Here is an 18,658-nt window from a genome sequence, read left to right on the forward strand (position 1 = left end):
AGGATGTCGCCACGGCACCCGGTGCGGCCGGCCGTGGGGACCGGCGGCGCGTCAGTCGGCCAGTGCCGTCGCCGCCCTGTCCAGGGTCGACTGGGCCTCGGCCGGGTCCGTGGTACCGGAGGCCAGGAAGGCGAAGGCCAGGAGGTGGCCGGTGTCGTCGACGACCGTGCCGGCGAGGGTGTTCACGCCGGTCAGGGTGCCGGTCTTGGCGCGTACGACGCCGGAGGCGCCGTCGGCGTAACGATTGCTCAGGGTGCCGGTGAAGCCGGCCACCGGCAGGCCGGTGAGGACCGGGCGCAGCCCGGGGCGGCCGGGGTCGGCCGCCCGGACCAGGAGGCCGGTCAGGAGGTCGGCGGTGAGCCGGTCGGCGCGGTCCAGGCCGCTGCCGTCGCGGAAGACGGCGCCCGCCGTCGGCAGGCCCAGCCCCCGCAGCTGCATGGCGATGGCCTCGCCGCCGCCGGCGAAGCTCGCCGGACGTCCGCCGGCCAGGGCGGTGTGCCGGGCCAGGGCCTCCGCGATGTCGTTGTCGCTGTTGGTCAGCATCCGCTCGACCAGGGCGGACAGCGGGGGCGAGGAGACCCGGGCGAGGGTCTGCGCGCGCGTGCCGGCCTTGGACGGGCCGGGGGGCGTGGTGGTGATGCCGGCCTCCTTCAGGAAGCCCGCGAACCGGATCGCCGCGTCCGCCGCCGGGTCGCCCACGCGGATCACCGGGCCGCTGACGGAGTCGTCGGTGCGGCCCTCGTCGACGGTCAGGGCGCTGACCGGGGCGAGGTTGTCGTTGACGCCGATGGGGTGCAGGGCGGGGCCGGTGAACAGGGTGGTGTCGTAGGACAGGGTGATCTCGCGGATGCCGCGCTCGTGCAGGGCATGGGCGGTGTCCGCGGCCAGCGTCCGCAGGCTCGCCCAGCCGCCGCTGCGGGCGCGCGCGGTGAGGGTGGGGTCGCCGCCGCCGACCAGGACGAGTTCCCGGGTGTCGGGCTCCAGGGCGGTGCGGGTGGTGAGGCGGTGGTCCGGGCCGAGGGCGGACAGGGCGGCGACGGCGGTGGCGATCTTGGTGGTGGAGGCGGGGACGAGGGCCTTGCCGGCGTCGGCGTCGTACAGGCGTTCGCCGGTCGTGACGTCGACGACGGCCGCCGCGTGACTGTCGCCGAGCGCGGAGGCGTCCAGGAGCGGCTCCAGGGCGTCCGAGACGGCCTGGGCGTCCGCCGCGGACCGTTTGGTCCCCACGGCGCCGGTGACGCCGCCGAGGCCCGTCAGGACCGGCCCGGCGCTCGGCGCGGGCCGGGCCGCCGTACCGGGGCGACCGTGATCTGCGCCACCCGTCCGCTCCAGGGCGGCGGCGCGGTCCCGCTCGGCCGTACGCTGACCCGAGGCGTCCCAGGGTCCGGCCACGGTCACCACACCGGCGGCCAGTGCCAGGCCGGCGGTGGCGGCGCCCGCGGTGTACTGCCAGGTCCGGACGGTGCGCGGACGGGGGAGACGGGGGAGGTGCACAGGGCCGGTCCGCACGGCCCGCGACAGCCGCGCGAGCCGCGGCCGTACGGCCGTCACGGCGCGCGCGAGACCCGGTCGGACGGCGTTCGCGAGCCGCGCCACCCGCGGTCCCGCGGCTCGCCAAGGCCCCAGCTCTGGCACGACCACCAGCCCCTTTCGCGATCACACACCTGCGTGAGGGACACTTAACCACCAGAACTATGTGCTGATCATGGAGGAGCCACCGGTGGAGTTCGACGTCACGATCGAGATCCCGAAGGGTTCGCGGAACAAGTACGAGGTGGACCACGAGACCGGCCGGATCCGCCTGGACCGTCGCCTCTTCACCTCGACCGCCTACCCGACCGACTACGGCTTCGTCGAGAACACCCTCGGCGAGGACGGCGACCCGCTGGACGCGCTGGTCATTCTGGACGAGCCGACCTTCCCGGGCTGCCTGATCCGCTGCCGCGCGATCGGCATGTTCCGGATGACGGACGAGGCCGGCGGCGACGACAAGCTGCTGTGCGTTCCGGCCACCGACCCGCGTGTGGAGCACCTGCGTGACATCCACCACGTGTCGGAGTTCGACCGCCTGGAGATCCAGCACTTCTTCGAGGTGTACAAGGACCTGGAGCCCGGCAAGTCGGTCGAGGGCGCCAACTGGGTGGGCCGTACGGACGCCGAGGCGGAGATCGAGCGGTCCTACAAGCGCTTCAAGGAGCAGGGCGGTCACTGACCCCTCTCTCCCGTGGACGGGCCGCACGCGCAGGCGTGCGGCCCGTTCGCGTGTGTGCACGCATGCGGCCCATCGGGGTACGTGTGCGCATACTGAGGGCTACGCAAGGTGTCGTGCAGGGAGCGGTGCGAAGTGACGGAGGCGGAGGACCGCAAGCCCCGGTCGGACGAGGCTCGGTACGACCCGGAGATCACCTCCGAGTTCGCCGTCCCCCAGGGTCTCGACGTCCCGAAGACCGGCGGCGAGAGCGAGACGACCTCCGAGTTCGCGGTGCCGCAGGGGCTCCAGACGCCGCAGCCGCCCGGTGCCGAGCCGGAGGGCTCGGCGTTCACGCCGCCGCGCACCTACAGCGCGAAGGAGGCGCCGGCCGCGTTCACACCGGCAACCGGCGTGCCGCTGGTCAGCCTGATCAAGGACGCGCCCTGGCAGGACCGGATGCGCACGATGCTGCGCATGCCGGTGACCGAGCGGCCGGCCCCGGAGCCGGTGCAGCGCGAGGAGGAGGGCGGTCCGGCCGTCCCGCGCGTGCTGGACCTGACCCTGCGCATCGGCGAGCTGCTGCTGGCCGGCGGCGAGGGCGCGGAGGACGTGGAGGCCGCGATGTTCGCGGTGTGCCGGTCCTACGGCCTGGACCGGTGCGAGCCGAACGTCACCTTCACCCTGCTGTCGATCTCGCACCAGCCGTCCCTGGTGGAGGACCCGGTGACGGCGTCGAGGACGGTACGGCGGCGGGGCACCGACTACACCCGGCTGGCGGCCGTCTACCACCTCGTGGACGACCTCAGCGACCCGGAGACCGAGGTCTCCCTGGAGGAGGCCTACCGGCGCCTGGCGGAGATCCGCCGGAACCGGCACCCGTACCCCGGCTGGGCGCTGACCCTGGCCGGCGGGCTGCTGGCCGGCGCGGCCTCGCTGCTGGTGGCGGGCCGGGGCGACCCGGTCGTGTTCCTCGCGGCGGCCGTCGGCGCGATGCTCGGCGACCGGCTGGCGTGGCTGTGCGCGGGGCGCGGGCTGCCGGAGTTCTACCAGTTCACGGTCGCCGCGATGCCGCCCGCGGCGATCGGGGTGGCGCTGACCCTGGCCCATGTGAACGTGCAGGGCTCCGCGGTGATCACCGGTGGGCTGTTCGCGCTGCTGCCGGGACGGGCGCTGGTCGCGGGGGTGCAGGACGGCCTGACGGGCTTCTACATCACCGCCTCCGCGCGGCTGCTGGAGGTCATGTACTTCTTCGTCGGCATCGTCACCGGGGTGCTGACCGTCCTGTACTTCGGCGTGAAGATCGGCGGCGAGCTGGATCCGGAGGCCGCGCTGAGGGTCTCGGAGGAGCCGCTGCTCCAGATCGCGGCCTCGATGCTGTTGTCCCTGACCTTCGCCATCCTGCTCCAGCAGGAACGTTCCACCGTGCTCTGGGTGACCCTGAACGGAGGCGTCGCCTGGTCGGTGTACGGCGCGATGCGCTACGCCGGCGACATCTCGCCGGTGGCCTCCACGGCGGTCGCGGCGGGCCTGGTGGGCCTGTTCGGACAGCTGCTGTCCCGGTACCGGTTCGCCTCCGCGCTGCCGTACACGACGGCGGCGATCGGGCCGCTGCTGCCCGGTTCCTCGACCTACTTCGGGCTGCTGTCCATAGCCCAGAACGACGTGGACAAGGGGCTGGTGTCGCTGGCCAAGGCCGTCTCGCTGGCCATGGCCATCGCCATCGGGGTCAACCTGGGGTCGGAGATCTCCCGGCTGTTCCTGCGCATCGGCTCCGCCGGGAAGCGCCGGGCGGCGAAGCGCACCAGGGGCTTCTGAGCGCCGAGCGCCGTACGGACCGGGGCCCCGGGGCTACTGGCGGCGCTGGTCGTACGGGTAGCCGTTCTCGTCGTACTGCTGCCGCTCGTCGTACTGGTGCTGCTGCTCGCCGTACTGCTGCTGCGGGTAGCCCTGCTGCTGCTCGTACCCCTGGTACTGCTCGTGCCCTTGGTGCTGCTCGTAGCCCTGCCGCTGGTCCCGGTTCTGCTGCTGCGGGTACTGCTGCGGGGCGTACGGCTGCTGGTACTGCTGCTGCCCGTCGTAGTACTGGTCGTAGCCCTGCCGCTGGTTCCATTCCTGCTGCTGGTTCCAGTCCTGCTGCTGCGGCTGCCGGTACCCGGGCTGCCCGTACCGCTGCTCCTCGTGGTGCGGCTGCTCCGGCTCGATGCGCCGCAGCTGGGCCGTGGCGTCGTCCATGACCGGGGGCTGCTGCCGGTACGACGGCTGGGGCTGCTGGTGGGCGGGCTGCTGTGCCGGCACCGGCTGGGGCTGCGGCCGGGCCTGGGCGGCCTTCTTCTCCTTGCCGCGGGCGCGCAGGTACTCGATCGCGATGGGGATCACCGAGACGAGGACGATCAGGATGAGGATCGCCTCGATGTTGGTCTTGACGAACGCGATGTTGCCGAGCCAGGAGCCGAGCAGGGTGACGCCGGCCCCCCACAGGACGCCACCGATGACGTTGAAGACCAGGAACGAGCGGTACTTCATGCCGCTGACGCCCGCGATGATCGGCGTGAACGTGCGCACGACCGGCACGAAACGGGCCAGGACCAGGGACTTCGGGCCGTACTTCTCGAAGAACTCGTGCGCCTTGGTGACGTTCTCCTGCTTGAACAGGCGGGAGTCCGGGCGGTTGAACAGGGACGGGCCGACCTTCTTGCCGAACATGTAGCCCGCCTGGTCGCCCAGGATCGCGGCGACGCAGATCAGCGCGATCGCGCCCCACAGCGGGAAGTCCAGATCGCCGGAGGTGATCAGCAGACCGCAGGTGAACAGCAGCGAGTCGCCCGGCAGGAAGAAGCCGATGAGCAGGCCGGACTCGGCGAAGACGATGAGCAGCAGGCCCCAGATGCTGTAGGTGTCGAGCAGGTAGTTGGGATCGAGCCAGCTCGGGCCTAGGGCGAGTGTCATCACGGGTCCGGGCTCCTGAAGGGGTGAGGGCGGCTACGGCGTCCAAGTGCGGCCGCACAAAGCTATCAACGCGAGGTGACCGCCCCAGGTTCCACCGGTGGCTCCAGGATGCCCTGTGCGAGGCCCCTGAGAAAGCTGTGACTCAGGGGACTTGCGGGGGTTCCGGCCCGGGAGCGAACCCCGTGCGCTCCCGGGCCGGTCATGCTCAGGACGTGGTGTGCCGGGCCGTGTTCGCCACGATCGCATCCCGCATATAACGGGCCAGACCGGGACGGATGGCCTCGTACGTGGCGGTGAACCGTTCATCGGTGACGTACATCTCGCCGAGGCACGCGTGCAGCTCGTGCCCGCAGTCGTAGTACGCGCCCGTGATGAACAGCCGGTGCTCCTCGGCGACCTCCATGGCCTGCTCCGAGTCCGCGGGCACGCCCTCGGCGAGCAGACCGGCCATCCGGCCGTGGATCGCGTCCAGCTCGGCGTTGATCCGCTTCCAGTCCTCCTTGGTGTAGCCGGCGGTCCGGCGCTGCGACTGCCGGTAGGCCTCGGTGTGGCCCCAGCGCTGCTCCACCTCGTCCGCGTGCTCGTCCGGGTCGAAGTCGCCGAAGACCTCGAACTTCTCCTCCGGGGTCAGGTTGACGCCCATCTTGCGTGCCTCCATGGCGTGCTCCACGGCCGCGGCCATCTTCTGGAGCTTCTCGATCCGGGCGGTCAGCAGGTCGTACTGGCGGCGCAGGTGCGCGCGCGGGTCCGCGTCCGGATCGTCGAGCAGGGCCGCGACCTCGTCGAGCGGGAAGCCGAGCTCCCGGTAGAACAGGATCTGCTGGAGCCGGTCGAGATCGGCGTCGGTGTAGCGCCGGTGCCCGGCGTGGGTGCGCGCGCCGGGCACGAGCAGTCCGATCTCGTCGTAGTGGTGCAGGGTGCGCACCGTGATCCCGGCGAACCCGGCGACCTGCCCCACGGAGTAGACCCGGTCCGGTGACCGGTCCTGTCCCACGGGGTGGTCCTGTCCCACGGGGTGGCTCACTTCTTCCGCTCCTTCGGTCGGTACGCCGTCCACCCTGCGGCCTCACGTCGCGTGAGGTGCAAGCCGGTTGCCGCGGGATCCGCTCAGCGGTCGTCCTCCGGGTGCCGCTCCCCCGTCGCGTACGGGTTCTCCTGCCCCTCGGCGAGGACGCCGACGAACCGCTCGCCCTCCCCCGCGAAGGTGTACGCGCCCGCCTCCAGGCGGCCGATCAGGCCCTGGGTCCAGGCCGCGTCGGAGTCGGCCGTGTGGAGCCACATCCGCATGATCTCGCCGATGTGGCCGAGCTCCCGCGGGCCGCCCTCGGGGAGGTACTCCCCGGTGACGGAGTCCCGCCACCGCCCGATCCGGCGGATGCGCTCCCGCAGCAGCTCCAGGGCCTCGGCGCGGGGCAGCTCGACCAGGAAGCCGAGGGCCGCCGCGCGGACGTCGGGCTTCTGGTCGTGGGCGACCAGGGACTCGCGCAGCAGCCGGAGGAACTCCTCCTCGCCGCGGCCGGTGATCTCGTACTCGGTGCGCGGCGGCCCGCCGGCCGTGGACGGCGCCGTCTCGTGCGCGTGCAGCAGTCCCTGCCGGGCCAGCTGTTTCAGGGCGTGGTAGACCGAGCCGGGCTTGGCGTTGGACCACTCGTGCGCGCCCCAGTACTCCAGGTCGTTGCGCACCTGGTAGCCGTGGGCCCGGCCGTGCTGGCGGACCGCGCCCAGCACGAGGAGACGGATCGCTGACATGCCGTCCAGGTTAGGACCCGCGATCAGTCCCGGGAGCCGCCCTGTGCCTGGGCGACCAGCTCGAACGCGGTCCTGCCGTCCAGGGACTCGCGGATGATGTCGGCGTGACCGGCGTGCCGGGCCGTCTCGCGGATCAGGTGCAGGCACAGCCAGCGCAGCGAGACCCGGCCCTCGGGCGGGAACCACGGGTCGGGCGGCAGCGGGAAGGTGTCGTCCAGGCTCGGCGCGGAGCGGATCAGCTCATCGGTGGCGGCGGCCACCCGCTCCCAGTACGCCAGCTGCGCGGCGACCGTCTCGTCGTCCGCCAGCCGGAACGTCTCGTGCCAGTTCGACGCGTCGCGCCGCACCGCGGGCGGTTCCTGCTTCGCCCGGGCCACCCAGCCCTGCTCCACCTCGACGACGTGCTTGAGCAGGCCGCCCAGGGACAGCTCGCTCGCGCTCGGCCGGGTACGGGCCTGCTCCTCGCTCAGTCCGAGCAGCGCCCTGCGGATGCCGCCGCGCTGTTCCTCGATGAACGCGAGCAGCGCTCCCCGCTCGTCGCCCCTGTCCTCCGCCGGCACGTGCATGACCATGGCCCGCCGCCTCTCGTCTGACCGTCCGCCGGGACGTTCCGCCCCGACGGGAAAGACGCTAGGGGCCATTGAGGTCGGATCCTGACCGCAATGACCCCCGGGCTGGAAAAGGCGACGCGGCTAGAACGGGAAGCCGCTGCGGCCGTGCTGGATCGAGATCCACTTGACGGTGGTGAACGCCTCCAGCGTGGTCTCGCCGTTGAGGCGGCCGACGCCGGAGTGCTTCTCCCCGCCGAAGGGCACGATCGGCTCGTCGTGCACGGTGCCGTCGTTCACGTGGAACATGCCGGTGTCGATCCGCTTGGCGAAGGCCACACCGCGCTCGATGTTCCCGGTGTGGACGGCGCCGCTCAGGCCGTACGGGGTGCCGTTGACGATCCGCACCGCGTCCTCCTCGCCGTCGAACGGGATGAGGAAGACGACCGGGCCGAAGACCTCCTGCTGGAGCAGCGGGGACTCGGCCGGGACGCCGGTCAGCACGCTCGGCTCGACCAGGTTGTCGGTCGTACCGCCGTGCACCAGGGCGGTGGCGCCCTCGGCGAGCGCCTGCTCGACGGTGCCGGAGATCGCGGCGGCCTGCGCGGAGTTGATCACCGGCCCGATCACGGTCTCGGGATCGCGCGGATCCCCGGTCTTCAGGGTCCTGACCTTGGCGACGAACTTCTCGGTGAACTCCTCCTGGACGGAGCGGTCCACCAGGACCCGGTTGGCGGCCATGCAGACCTGGCCCTGGTGCACGAACCGGCTGAAGACCGCCGCGTCCACCGCGTAGTCGATGTCGGCGTCGTCCAGCACCACCAGCGCGCTGTTGCCGCCGAGTTCGAGGACCGAGCGCTTGAAGTGCTTGGCGCAGACGGTGGCGACGTGCCGGCCGACCTTGTCGGAGCCGGTGAAGGAGATCACCTTCGGGACGGGGTGCTCGATGAACGCGTCACCGATCTCGGCGATGTCGGTCACCAGGACGTTCAGCAGGCCCCCGGGCAGCCCGGCGTCCTCGAAGATCTTCGCGATCAGGGTGCCGCCGGCGATCGGGGTGTTCTGGTGCGGCTTGAGCACCACGCCGTTGCCGAGCGCGAGCGCCGGGGCGACCGACTTCAGCGACAGCAGGAAGGGGAAGTTGAACGGGCTGATCACACCGACGACGCCGACCGGCATCCGGTAGACGCGGTTCTCCTTGCCGTCGACCGGCGAGGGCAGGATCCTGCCCTCGGGGCGCAGCGCGAGGTGGATCGACTCGCGCAGGAACTCCTTGGCGAGGTGCAGCTCGAAGCCGGCCTTCACCCGCGTGCCGCCCAGCTCCGCGATGATCAGATCGGCTATCTCCTGCTCGCGCTCCTCCACCAGCCGCAGCGCGCGCTCGAACACGGCCCGCCGGGTGTAGGGGTTGGTCTCCGCCCACTCCTTCTGGGCGCGGGCGGCGGCCCGGTAGGCCAGGTCCACCTCCTCGACGGTGGCCACGGTGATCGAGGCCAGCTTCTCGTCGTTGTAGGGGTCGAAGTCGATGACGTCCCAGGAGCCCGTGCCCGGGCGCCACTCGCCGTCGATGTACTGCTGGGCCAGGTCGCTGAAGTAGGACGCCATGTGATCCCTCAATCGCTAGCGGACACCAGTTCCACACCGTGTCTGACAGGACGTCATCGTACTGGTGGGTAAGGCGAGTTGAGAGCCTTCTCGGGTCAGGAGAGTTGCAGGAGGCCGCGGAGCAGGTCCCGGCTCTCGTCCGGGCCGGGGCTGTCCTGCTGGAGCTCCTTCAGGGCCTGCTCGTACTGGGCGACGTCCTCGCGCTTGTCCAGGTACAGGGCGCTGGTCAGCTGCTCCAGGTAGACCACGTCGGACAGGTCGGACTCGGGGAAGCTGAGGATGGTGAAGGCGCCGCTCTCGCCGGAGTGCCCGCCGAAGCTGAACGGCATGACCTGGAGCCGTACGTTGGGCCGCCCGGAGATGTCGATCAGGTGCTGGAGCTGGCCGCGCATCACGTCCCGGTCGCCGTAGGGGCGGCGCAGGGCGGCCTCGTCCAGGACGATGTGCAGCTCCGGGGCGTTGTCGGAGAGCAGGTGCCGCTGCCGCTCCAGGCGCAGGGCGACCCGGCGCTCGATGTCGGCGGCGCTCGCGCCCTTCATGCCGCGCCGGACCACCTCGCGGGCGTACTCCTCGGTCTGGAGCAGTCCGTGCACGAACTGCACCTCGTAGACCCGGATCAGCGAGGCGGCGCCCTCCAGGCCCACGTAGGTGGGGAACCAGCTGGGCAGGACGTCGGTGTAACTGTGCCACCAGCCCGCCACGTTGGCCTCCCGGGCGAGGGACAGCAGCGACTCGCGCTCCGCTTCGTCGGTGATGCCGTAGAGCGTCAGCAGGTCTTCGACGTCTCTGGTCTTGAAGCTCACCCGGCCCAGCTCCATCCGGCTGATCTTCGACTCGGAGGCGCGGATCGAGTATCCCGCCGCCTCGCGCGTGATCCCGCGCGCTTCCCGCAGTCGCCTGAGTTGCGAGCCGAGCAGCATCCGCCGCACCACCGATCCGGGCTCTCCCGCGCTCACTTTCGCCAGCCTCCCCAACCGTCTCTCAGGGGCCGAAGTCTGCCACTAAAACACTCCGAGCAGTACTCGCCCGGTTACGCAAACGGAAAGAGCTCGGCCGTTTCCACCCTGCCCTGACCGGCCCAGAGGTCCGGACCTCTGGCGGGAACCCGGGTGAAGTCGGCGGAAAAAATGGCCAAGAAGCGGTACGGGATGTGCCATTTCGGCCGCGTGCACGTGCATCTGCCCTTGCATCTGCTCTGCGCATCCGAAACCATGGGTGCCGCGCCACCGCTGCATCGCAACGACCGCGAATTCCCGGGAGTGCCTCGCATGGGGACGAATGGATCGACCATGCTCAAGCCGTTACGGCAGGGCCTTCCGCCGCTGGATCCCGCGGCCGTGTCCGATGCCGCCTCCTGCGCCCTCCCCGCCCGTTACGAGGCGGTGCGCGAGGCCCGGCGCTTCACCCGCGACACCCTGGGGCAGTGGGACATCGGCGACCGCTTCGACGACGTGTGCCTGGTCGTCTCCGAGCTCGTCACCAACGCCCTGCGCCACGCGGTGCCGGCGGACATCCGTCCCGCCGACGGGCTCCCGTCGGTGCGGCTGCACCTGATGCGCTGGAGCGAGCGGCTGGTGTGCGCGGTGCGCGACCCGAGCCACGAGACGCCCGTCCCCAGGGACTCGGACGACTTCTCGGCCGAGTCGGGCCGCGGCCTCTTCCTGGTCGACTCCTTCGCCGACAGCTGGGGCTGGCACCCGCTCGCGGGCACCCTCCAGGGCAAGGTGGTCTGGGCGCTGTTCCGGATGCCCGCGGCGGGCTGATCCGGTACGGGGCGGGCGCGTGCCCGGTTTCTACGCGCGTACACCCGTGGCTCCGGCCGGGCACGGGCATCGGCGGGCGGGCGGTCAGGTCGCGATCAGGTGGTCGAACTCGCCGTCCTTGACCCCGAGGAGCATGGCCTCGATCTCCGCGCGCGTGTAGACGAGCGCGGGCCCGTCCGGGAAGCGCGAGTTGCGCACGGCGACATCGCCGCCCGGCAGTCGCGCGAACTCCACGCAGGAGCCCTGCGAATTGCTGTGCCTGCTCTTCTGCCAGGCCACTCCGTCCAGCTGCGTGGCAGCCATGCCGTTGTACACGTCGTACCCCCCGTACACGCTGTCAACGTCGCGGTCCACAGGTCGCTCCCCGGTGGTGCACTGGCTGGTGAGGCCATAGGTGCTGTGGTCAACTGACCCGGATCATAGCTCTGTTCACGTGCGCATGCATGAGCAGATGCACGTGCACGAGCGGTGTTCCCGTGGTTACAGCCTTGACGGGTGCTTTACCGGAACCGCTCGGGCGTCTGCCCCGGAGCAGGCACGACATGCCCCGCCCCGCACAGAAGGAGACGCGTACCGCACCGCTCATGTTCCCCTGTCCGGCGGCCGATCGGCCCGGCGCACCGGCCGGAACGGCGTCCGTCGACCGGAGGGACGGCCTCCGCCCGGTGGCGTGGACCCGCCGGTCCACCGCACCGATCCACCGCTACGACAGCGGGACACGGGTGCCGGGAGACGTGACGGAGATCATCCGGTACCGGTCGGCGCAGCGCTCCGAAGGGGGCCGCCGCCCGGCACCGGCGGGTACGGCAAGAGGCAGGCGCCGCCATGCGGGGGGAGCGCAGGGCGGCGCCTGCCGGTGCGGGGGGCTCAGCGGCCGGCGTACGGCAGCAGTGCCATCTCGCGGGCGTTCTTGACGGCCCGCGCGAGCAGCCGCTGCTGACGGACGGTGATCCGGGTGACGCGGCGGCTGCGGATCTTGCCGCGGTCGGAGACGAACTTCCGCAGCAGGTCGGTGTCCTTGTAGTCGATGTACGTGACCCCGGCCTCGTCCAGGGGGTTCGGGCGGTCGCGTCCGGAGGAACGGTCGCTCTTGCGGGGCATCAGACCTCCAGCAGGGTGTCGAAGGCGGGCGGGAGCCGGCGCCAGGAGTTACGTCCGGCGGCGTACTCGGCGTCGGTGAGCAGGCAGGACTCCAGCAGCCGGGTCAGTCCCTCGCGGTCGAGGCCGGGCGAGGTGAACACCAGGTGGTTGCAGCGGTCGCCGTGCTCGGGGTGCCAGTCCAGCGCGGCGGCGGCGCGGCGCACCGGCGGGACCAGTTCCCAGGCCGCGTCGGGCAGCGCGGCGAGCCAGGGCCCCGCGCTCTCCACGCACAGCGCCCCGCCCGCCGCGTCCCAGTGCAGCAGCGTGTCCGGCTTGTCGGCGAGCCAGAACCGGCCCCGGCTGCGGGCGGCGGCACAGGTCAGGTCCTCCAGCGCCGCGTACAGCCGCTCCGGGTGGAAGGGGCGGCGGCGGTGCCAGACCAGGGTGGAGACGCCGTGGTCGTCGGCCTCCTGGGGCAGCAGCGCGCAGGCCGGGTGCTGGGCAGCGGCGGCGGCCTCCACGTCGAAGCCGGCGAGGGCGGCCCGGGCGAGCGGTCCCGGGACTCCGCCGTCCGCGCCGCCCGGACCCGGCCGGGCCGTCGGACACGGCCCCGCCGGCGGCTCACCGTGCCCGGCGTCCGCGCCGATCGGCACCCGGCGGGCCGTCGGATGCAGCTGCGCCAGCAGCTCCATGTCCTCGTCGTCGGCTTCCGGGGAGTCGGCCACGGCGAGCACGGGCGCGTACTCCAGCTGCCGGGCGAAGGTGTCGGCGACCGTGCGCCGGTCGGTGGCCGCCGCGGCGAGCCCGGCCTCGGCGAGGTCGTCGCCGTTGCCGAGGTACGGCAGCACCAGCGCCGGGTCCACGGCCGTGATCACGGACGTGACGGTCAGCCCGCCGGAGGCGATCACCTCGGCCATCGCCTTGGGCTCGACGGAGTCCCACAGCTCGACGATCGCCAGCCGGGTGCTCGCCGCGTCGGCCAGCCGCCGCAGTTCGGGCACCAGATCCTCGCGCAGCGCGCAGCAGGCGCAGTCGTTCACCAGGGGCGTCTGTCCGCTCGACACGATGCCGTCACGGTCCCGGACGGTCCGCACGACCCGGCCGGCGCCGGCCGCGGAGAGGTCGTGGTGCAGGACGACGCTCCCGGGCACGTCTGCCAGCAGCCGGTCGACGGCCGCCGTGCGGGCCGCGGCGTGCAGCCCGCCGACGACGGCCACCGCCAGGCTCACGCCCCGCCCCGCTTCCCGAACCGGCGCTCGAAGCGCTCGACGCGTCCGGCGGTGTCCAGCACGCGCGCGGTGCCGGTGTAGAAGGGGTGGCTGACGTTCGAGATCTCGACGTCCACGACCGGGTAGGTGGTGCCGTCCTCCCACTCCACCGTCTTGTCGCTCGTCATGGTCGACCGGGTGAGGAAGGCGTGGCCGGCGGCGCGGTCGCGGAAGACGACCGGTCCGTAGGCGGGGTGGATTCCCTTGCGCATGGCGGTGGTTCAGCGCTCCTCTCGGAAGTCGACGTGCCGGCCGGCGACGGGGTCGTACTTGCGCAGCGTCAGACGGTCCGGGTCGTTGCGGCGGTTCTTGCGGGTCACGTAGGTGTAGCCGGTCCCGGCGGTGGACCGGAGCTTGATGACCGGGCGCAGCTCGTTGCGTGGCATGCTGCTACCTTACTGAAAATGAATTCCATTTGCTGAGCCGCTACGAGGAGAGCTACGTCACCATGTCCGCGCACTGCATGCTCACCGGGGCCCGCCCGGGCTTCGGCAACCGCGTGTCCCACTCCCACCGGCGCACCTCCCGCCGCTTCGACCCCAACATCCAGACCAAGCGCTACTGGCTGCCCGGCGAGGGCCGGTACGTCCGGCTGCGGCTGAGCGCGAAGGCGGTCAAGACGGTGGACGCGATCGGTGTGGAGGCGGCCGTCGCCCGCATCCGCGCCCGGGGGGTGCGGGTCTGATGGCGAAGAAGAGCACGATCGCGAAGAACGAGCGGCGCAGGGAGGTCGTCGCCCGGTACGCCGAGCGCCGCGCCGAGCTGAAGGAGATCATCCGCCGGCCCGCCACACCGGAGGCCGAACGGCTCGCCGCCCAGCGGGAACTGCGCGCCCAGCCGAGGGACGCCGGCGCCACGCGGGTCCGCAACCGCGACCGCATCGACGGCCGCCCGCGCGGCCACCTGCGCGCCTTCGGACTGTCCCGGGTGAACCTGCGCACGCTGGCCCACCAAGGCTTTCTGCCCGGGGTGCGCAAGTCGTCCTGGTAGCCGTCCTGGTAGCCGGAGGGGAGGGAACCCGGTCAGGCGGGCTTCACCCGGGCCCGGGACCCGGTTCCGGAGGGGCGGGCGTACGGGGCGCGGGGGCAGGCGCCATGATGCAAGGGCACCGTCACCACCAGGACAGGGACCCGCCCATGCGCGCCATTCCGCTCACCGTCACCGCTCTCGCCGCCGCCCTGCTGCTGACCGCCTGCGACGACGGTGGCGGAAAGAGCGGGAACAACGCCGACTCCGCCTGCGAGATCGGCGGGGTCTCGGTGCAGATCGGCTCGGCGAGCGTGGCTCCGGCCGCCGGGGACACCGGCGAGATCCCGGTCAGCCTCACCAACCAGAGCGCGCCCTGCACCCTGGACCACTTCCCGGACGTCGTGCTGAGCGACGGCAGCGACACCACCGTGCCGGCCCTCAAGGGCGCGAAGGCCCAGAAGCTGAAGCTGGCCAAGGGCGACTCCGCGTCCTTCTCCCTCACTTACGTGCGTGGCAAGGAGGGCGCCGGGAACACCCTCGCGGCGAAGACCGTGAAGATCACCCTGCCCGGTACGGACACCGGCCGGAGCTTCCCGTGGAAGTACGGCCCGGTCGCCGGGAAGGCCGACGGGAGCGGGCCGGACGCCTCGGTGAGCGCCTTCCAGCAGGTCGGGGACTGAGGCGCGGGGTCGGGGTCGGTGCGGCGCAGTGCGGCACCGGGGCTCGCTCCGGCCGCGAGCGGACCCTGATCTGCTGCCCCACCGAGGCTCACTCCAGCCGCGGACGGGCCCTGACCTGGGCCCGGTCCGCCGCGCGGGCGCCCTCGTCCCAGCCCGCCGCGTCGCTGACGCCCCGCAGCCGGGTCGTCGTGGTCTGCGGGAACATGGTCTCCAGCCGGCCGGTGACGGCTATCGCGCGCGTGGCCAGCACCGGCAGCAGGTCCTGGGTCACCTGGGTCTCGGCGGCAGCCGCGAGCCGGTCGCCCACGCGGTGCGCGTAGGCCGCGAGGAACGACTGCCGGAAGGTCTTGGTCCGCTTGCGTCCGCCGGCCCGCTGCGCCGCCTCGGCCCTGGTCATGGCGTGCGTGGCCTGTACCAGCAGCGAGGTGTAGAGCAGTTCGACGGCCTCCAGGTCCGCCTCGAAGCCGACGACCGTGGAGAAGCCGAGCGGTTCGTTCCACACCGCGCGGCAGTGGTTGGCCGTGGCCACCGCGTCCAGCAGGACCGCCTTGGCCTGTTCGTACGGCGGCTCGACCCCGATCCGGCAGGCGCCGGGCGCGTCCGGCGCGGGTGCCTCGGCGGCGAGCAGCGCCTCGTCGACGCTGTGCCGGGCCATCAGCTCCTGCGCCTTGGCGCTGAGCGCCTCGGCCTCCTCGGGATAACCGGTGGCCTCGGCCTTGGCGAGCAGCGCGCGGATGCGGGTGAGCATGCGGGAGGCGGCCGGGCCCAGGGCGCGCCGGGGCTCGTCGTCCAGCGGCTCCAGGACGGGCAGGCGCAGCAGCAGACGGTACAGCTCCAGGACGGTGGTGGCGTGCGAGAAGCGGTCCGTGGCGCGGTCCGGGCCGGCGGGCAGTGCGGCCAGCTGGCCGGCCCAGCGGCGCCCGCGCGGACGGTCCCGCCCGGCCTGCGCCCGGATCAGCGCGGCGGCCAGATGGACGTGCGCCTCCTCCAGCTCGCGCCGCACCAGTCGGACGACGTCGGCGGGCTGCCAGCCGCGCCTCCAGGCCGCCGCCACGAACTCCTCGCCGCGCCGCACGAGTTCGGCGTCGGCCCCCGGATCGGCGGCGAGCAGGGAGGCCCCCGTGTCGAGCCCGGTGTCGGTGTCGTCGTAGAGGGCGGCCCGGAAGGCCCGCTCGACGGTGCTGGCAGTACTGGTCACAGACCCGATCGTGCCACGCGGCACCGACAGGCGGGCACGGCCGTCCACAGGCTGTGGACAACTCGCGGGGGCTCGTCGGCGCCGAGCCGTCACCACCCTCCCCCAACTGACAACCATCGGTTGACACCCCTCCGGTGGCAACCTACGGTTGACACTATGGCGACCAACCCGAACGTCACGGCTTCCGTGCGCCTCGACGACCTCATCGAGGCCATCAAAAAGGTCCATCCCGAACCCCTCGACCAGCTTCAGGACGCGGTGATCGCCGCCGATCACCTGGGCGACGTGGCGGACCACCTGATCGGACACTTCGTCGACCAGGCCCGCCGCTCGGGCGCGTCCTGGACCGAGATCGGCCGCAGCATGGGCGTGACCCGGCAGGCGGCGCAGAAGCGGTTCGTGCCCAAGGAGTCCGCCGACCTCGACCCAAGCCAGGGCTTCAGCCGCTACACCCAGCGCGCGCAGAACGTGGTCATGGCCGCGCACAACGAGGCGCTGGCCGCCCGCAACACCGAGGTCCGCCCCGAGCACCTCGTCCTCGGCCTGCTGTCCGAGCCCGAGAGCCTGGCCGGCAAGGCGATCACCGCGCAGGGCGTGCTCCTGGACGCCGTACGCCAGGCCGCGACCGCCGCGCTGCCGCCGGCCGCCGACGACGTCCCCGGCCTCGTCCCCTACTCCCCCGACGCCAAGAAGGTCCTGGAACTCACCTTCCGCGAGGCCCTCCGGCTCGGCCACAACTACATCGGCACCGAGCACATCCTGCTGGCGCTGCTGGAACACGAGAACGGCCAGGGCGTCCTCAGCGGCCTCGGCATCACCAAGCCGGCCACCGAGGAGGAACTGCGCAAGATGCTGGCGCTGCTGCTGGAGAACACCCCCGGTCCGGACGGCTCGCAGGGGTAGAACCGCAGATAGAACCGCAGGTCGAGGCCGATTGTCAGACCCACCTGCCACACTCGCGGACATGACCGACCGGTGGGCGCTCGCACCGGCCGAGGACGGAGGCGTGGACGTCGCCCCCCTCGGCCCGGACGGGCTGCCCGCCGGGCCGGTGCGGCGGGAGAGCGATCTCGCCGGGGCGGTGCGGAGCCGCCCGGAGGTGACGCGCTGGGTGTGGCGGTCGACCGCCGAGGTCTATCCGCGTCTGCTCGCCACGGGGGTGCGAGTGGAGCGGTGCTACGACATCGAGGACGCCGAGACACTCCTGCTGGGCCACGAGGGCCGGTACGGCGAGCCACGCTCGGCCGCCGCCGCCCTGGCCCGCCTCCGCGGCGGCCCCGTCCCGCCCGACCCGCCGCAGCGCGCGGCCGAACCGGGCGCGCAGTCCCCGCTGTTCGAACCCGCCGGCGCCCATCTGCCCCTGCCGGACCTGCTCGCGGTCTACGCCGAGCAGCAGCGCCGCCACCAGGAGGCCGCCCACCCCGACCGGATGCGGCTGCTGACCGCCGCCGAGTCGGCCGGGATGCTGGTGGCCGCCGAGATGAACCGCTCCGGTCTGCCGTGGAGCGCCGAGGTGCACCGCGCCCTGCTGCACGAACTGCTCGGCGAGCGGTACGCGGGCGGCGGCGAGCCACGCCGCCTCGCCGAACTGGCCGACGAGGTGTCCGCGGCCTTCGGCCGCCGGGTGCGCCCGGACCTGCCCGCCGATGTGGTGAGGGCCTTCGCGCAGGCCGGGATCAAGGTGAAGTCCACCCGCCGCTGGGAGATCGAGTCCGTCGACCACCCGGCCGTCGCCCCCTTGCTGGAGTACAAGAAGCTGTACCGCATCTGGGTGGCACACGGCTGGTCCTGGCTCCAGGACTGGGTGCGCGACGGCCGCTTCCGCCCCGAGTTCCTGGCCGGCGGTACGGTCACCGGCCGCTGGGTGACGAACGGCGGGGGCGGGCTGCAGATCCCCAAGGTGATCCGGCGGGCCGTGGTCGCCGACCCCGGCTGGCGGCTGGTGGTGGCCGACGCCGACCAGATGGAGCCGCGCGTACTGGCCGCGATCTCCCGCGACGCCGGCCTGATGGAGGTGGCCGGCCGCGACAGCGACCTGTACCAGTCCGTCTCCGACCGCGCCTTCTCCGGCGACCGCGAGCAGGCCAAACTCGCCGTGCTCGGCGCGGTCTACGGCCAGACCTCCGGCGACGGCCTGAAGAACCTCGCCGCGCTCCGCCGCCGCTTCCCGAAGGCCGTCGCCTACGTCGACGAGGCCGCCCGCGCGGGCGAGGAGGGCCGGCTGGTGCGCACCTGGCTGGGCCGCACCTGCCCGCCGGCCGCCGGGTCGGGCGAGGACACGGCGGAGGAGGCGGGCATCCCGGGCGGCGAGGAGGAGCCCGAGGGCCGGTCCGGCTGGGTCCCCGGATACGCCTCGACCGACTCCCGCGCGCGGGGCCGCTTCGCGCGCAACTTCGTCGTCCAGGGCAGTGCCGCCGACTGGGCCCTGCTGCTGCTCGCCGCCCTGCGCCGGACCCTGTGGGACATGGCGGCCGAGCTGGTCTTCTTCCAGCACGACGAGGTGATCGTGCACTGCCCCGCCCGGGAGGCCGAGGCGGTCGTCCAGGCCATCCGCGACTCCGCCGCCCTGGCCGGCCGGCTGACCTTCGGCGACACCCCGGTGCGGTTCCCGTTCACGACGGCGGTGGTGGAGTGCTACGCCGACGCCAAGTGAGGGGATGC

At 72.5% G+C, this 18,658-nt stretch carries 21 protein-coding genes; 8 read left to right on the plus strand and 13 right to left on the minus strand.

Features of this window, described 5'->3' with window-relative positions:
• Window positions 1-51: 51 nt before the first annotated feature.
• Window positions 52-1,596, minus strand: coding sequence for a D-alanyl-D-alanine carboxypeptidase/D-alanyl-D-alanine endopeptidase (dacB, locus tag IH25_RS0110020; protein WP_030606191.1), 1,545 nt, complete (start codon window positions 1,594-1,596; stop codon window positions 52-54).
• Window positions 1,597-1,720: 124 nt separating this feature from the next.
• Here dacB and IH25_RS0110025 point away from each other — a divergent pair, with 124 nt between their 5' ends.
• Window positions 1,721-2,212: an inorganic diphosphatase gene (locus IH25_RS0110025; protein ID WP_029381130.1), complete on the plus strand. Its 492-nt coding sequence runs from the start codon at window positions 1,721-1,723 to the stop codon at window positions 2,210-2,212.
• 132 nt (window positions 2,213-2,344) lie between these two features.
• Window positions 2,345-4,006, plus strand: coding sequence for a threonine/serine exporter family protein (locus IH25_RS0110030; RefSeq protein ID WP_030606193.1), 1,662 nt, complete (start codon window positions 2,345-2,347; stop codon window positions 4,004-4,006).
• Window positions 4,007-4,039: 33 nt separating this feature from the next.
• Here IH25_RS0110030 and IH25_RS0110035 read toward each other — a convergent pair whose 3' ends face one another.
• From IH25_RS0110035 to IH25_RS0110060, 6 genes are all read right to left on the minus strand, one after another.
• Window positions 4,040-5,140: a DedA family protein gene (locus IH25_RS0110035; protein ID WP_030606195.1), complete on the minus strand. Its 1,101-nt coding sequence runs from the start codon at window positions 5,138-5,140 to the stop codon at window positions 4,040-4,042.
• Window positions 5,141-5,342: 202 nt separating this feature from the next.
• Window positions 5,343-6,161 carry a MerR family transcriptional regulator gene (locus tag IH25_RS0110040; RefSeq protein WP_245172745.1) on the minus strand — a complete coding sequence of 273 codons (819 nt, stop codon included), beginning with the start codon at window positions 6,159-6,161 and terminating at the stop codon, window positions 5,343-5,345.
• Window positions 6,162-6,244: 83 nt separating this feature from the next.
• A complete protein-coding gene (locus IH25_RS0110045; RefSeq protein ID WP_030606200.1) occupies window positions 6,245-6,886 on the minus strand; it encodes a PadR family transcriptional regulator in 642 nt (213 codons plus the stop codon).
• Window positions 6,887-6,909: 23 nt separating this feature from the next.
• Window positions 6,910-7,458 (minus strand): DinB family protein, encoded by a 549-nt coding sequence (locus tag IH25_RS0110050; protein ID WP_030606202.1) that lies wholly within the window; start codon window positions 7,456-7,458, stop codon window positions 6,910-6,912.
• Window positions 7,459-7,578: 120 nt separating this feature from the next.
• Entirely contained in the window at window positions 7,579-9,039 is a 1,461-nt protein-coding gene (locus IH25_RS0110055) for an aldehyde dehydrogenase family protein (protein WP_030606204.1), read from the minus strand.
• A gap of 95 nt (window positions 9,040-9,134) precedes the next feature.
• A complete protein-coding gene (locus IH25_RS0110060; RefSeq protein WP_051753873.1) occupies window positions 9,135-9,959 on the minus strand; it encodes a helix-turn-helix domain-containing protein in 825 nt (274 codons plus the stop codon).
• Window positions 9,960-10,328: 369 nt separating this feature from the next.
• Here IH25_RS0110060 and IH25_RS0110065 point away from each other — a divergent pair, with 369 nt between their 5' ends.
• Window positions 10,329-10,802 carry an ATP-binding protein gene (locus IH25_RS0110065; RefSeq protein WP_030606208.1) on the plus strand — a complete coding sequence of 158 codons (474 nt, stop codon included), beginning with the start codon at window positions 10,329-10,331 and terminating at the stop codon, window positions 10,800-10,802.
• An 84-nt stretch (window positions 10,803-10,886) separates the two neighbouring features.
• Here the strand turns inward: IH25_RS0110065 and IH25_RS0110070 are convergent, their stop codons facing one another.
• The 5 genes from IH25_RS0110070 to rpmG all read right to left on the minus strand — a co-directional run bounded on the left by IH25_RS0110070 (window position 10,887) and on the right by rpmG (window position 13,536).
• Window positions 10,887-11,156: a DUF397 domain-containing protein gene (locus tag IH25_RS0110070; RefSeq protein ID WP_030606210.1), complete on the minus strand. Its 270-nt coding sequence runs from the start codon at window positions 11,154-11,156 to the stop codon at window positions 10,887-10,889.
• 513 nt (window positions 11,157-11,669) lie between these two features.
• Complete coding sequence (rpsR, locus tag IH25_RS0110075; protein WP_030606212.1) at window positions 11,670-11,903, minus strand: 30S ribosomal protein S18; 234 nt, start codon at window positions 11,901-11,903, stop codon at window positions 11,670-11,672.
• A complete protein-coding gene (locus IH25_RS0110080; protein WP_030606215.1) occupies window positions 11,903-13,111 on the minus strand; it encodes a CobW family GTP-binding protein in 1,209 nt (402 codons plus the stop codon). Before IH25_RS0110080 ends, rpsR begins: the two co-directional genes overlap by 1 nt.
• On the minus strand, window positions 13,108-13,362 hold the full coding sequence (locus IH25_RS0110085) for a type B 50S ribosomal protein L31 (protein ID WP_030606217.1): 255 nt from the start codon (window positions 13,360-13,362) through the stop codon (window positions 13,108-13,110). The genes IH25_RS0110080 and IH25_RS0110085 overlap by 4 nt, the downstream gene beginning before the upstream one ends.
• A 9-nt stretch (window positions 13,363-13,371) precedes the next feature.
• On the minus strand, window positions 13,372-13,536 hold the full coding sequence (gene rpmG, locus IH25_RS0110090; RefSeq protein ID WP_030606219.1) for a 50S ribosomal protein L33: 165 nt from the start codon (window positions 13,534-13,536) through the stop codon (window positions 13,372-13,374).
• 62 nt (window positions 13,537-13,598) lie between these two features.
• Between rpmG and rpmB the strand changes: the two genes are divergently transcribed.
• From rpmB to IH25_RS0110105, 3 genes are all read left to right on the plus strand, one after another.
• Window positions 13,599-13,835 (plus strand): 50S ribosomal protein L28, encoded by a 237-nt coding sequence (gene rpmB, locus IH25_RS0110095; protein WP_030606221.1) that lies wholly within the window; start codon window positions 13,599-13,601, stop codon window positions 13,833-13,835.
• Window positions 13,835-14,140, plus strand: coding sequence for a 30S ribosomal protein S14 (gene rpsN / locus IH25_RS0110100; RefSeq protein WP_030606222.1), 306 nt, complete (start codon window positions 13,835-13,837; stop codon window positions 14,138-14,140). The genes rpmB and rpsN overlap by 1 nt, the downstream gene beginning before the upstream one ends.
• 146 nt (window positions 14,141-14,286) lie before the next feature.
• Window positions 14,287-14,799, plus strand: coding sequence for a DUF4232 domain-containing protein (locus IH25_RS0110105; RefSeq protein ID WP_030606225.1), 513 nt, complete (start codon window positions 14,287-14,289; stop codon window positions 14,797-14,799).
• An 88-nt stretch (window positions 14,800-14,887) separates the two neighbouring features.
• Here IH25_RS0110105 and IH25_RS0110110 read toward each other — a convergent pair whose 3' ends face one another.
• Window positions 14,888-15,997: a DUF2786 domain-containing protein gene (locus tag IH25_RS0110110; RefSeq protein WP_030606227.1), complete on the minus strand. Its 1,110-nt coding sequence runs from the start codon at window positions 15,995-15,997 to the stop codon at window positions 14,888-14,890.
• Window positions 15,998-16,153: 156 nt separating this feature from the next.
• Here IH25_RS0110110 and IH25_RS0110115 point away from each other — a divergent pair, with 156 nt between their 5' ends.
• Both IH25_RS0110115 and IH25_RS0110120 read left to right on the plus strand, forming a co-directional pair.
• Window positions 16,154-16,900, plus strand: coding sequence for a Clp protease N-terminal domain-containing protein (locus tag IH25_RS0110115; protein ID WP_030606229.1), 747 nt, complete (start codon window positions 16,154-16,156; stop codon window positions 16,898-16,900).
• A 61-nt stretch (window positions 16,901-16,961) separates the two neighbouring features.
• Window positions 16,962-18,650: a bifunctional 3'-5' exonuclease/DNA polymerase gene (locus IH25_RS0110120; protein ID WP_030606231.1), complete on the plus strand. Its 1,689-nt coding sequence runs from the start codon at window positions 16,962-16,964 to the stop codon at window positions 18,648-18,650.
• Window positions 18,651-18,658 lie beyond the last annotated feature (8 nt).

Source organism: Streptomyces achromogenes subsp. achromogenes (genome assembly GCF_000720835.1).
Classification (GTDB): Bacteria; Actinomycetota; Actinomycetes; order Streptomycetales; family Streptomycetaceae; genus Streptomyces; species Streptomyces achromogenes.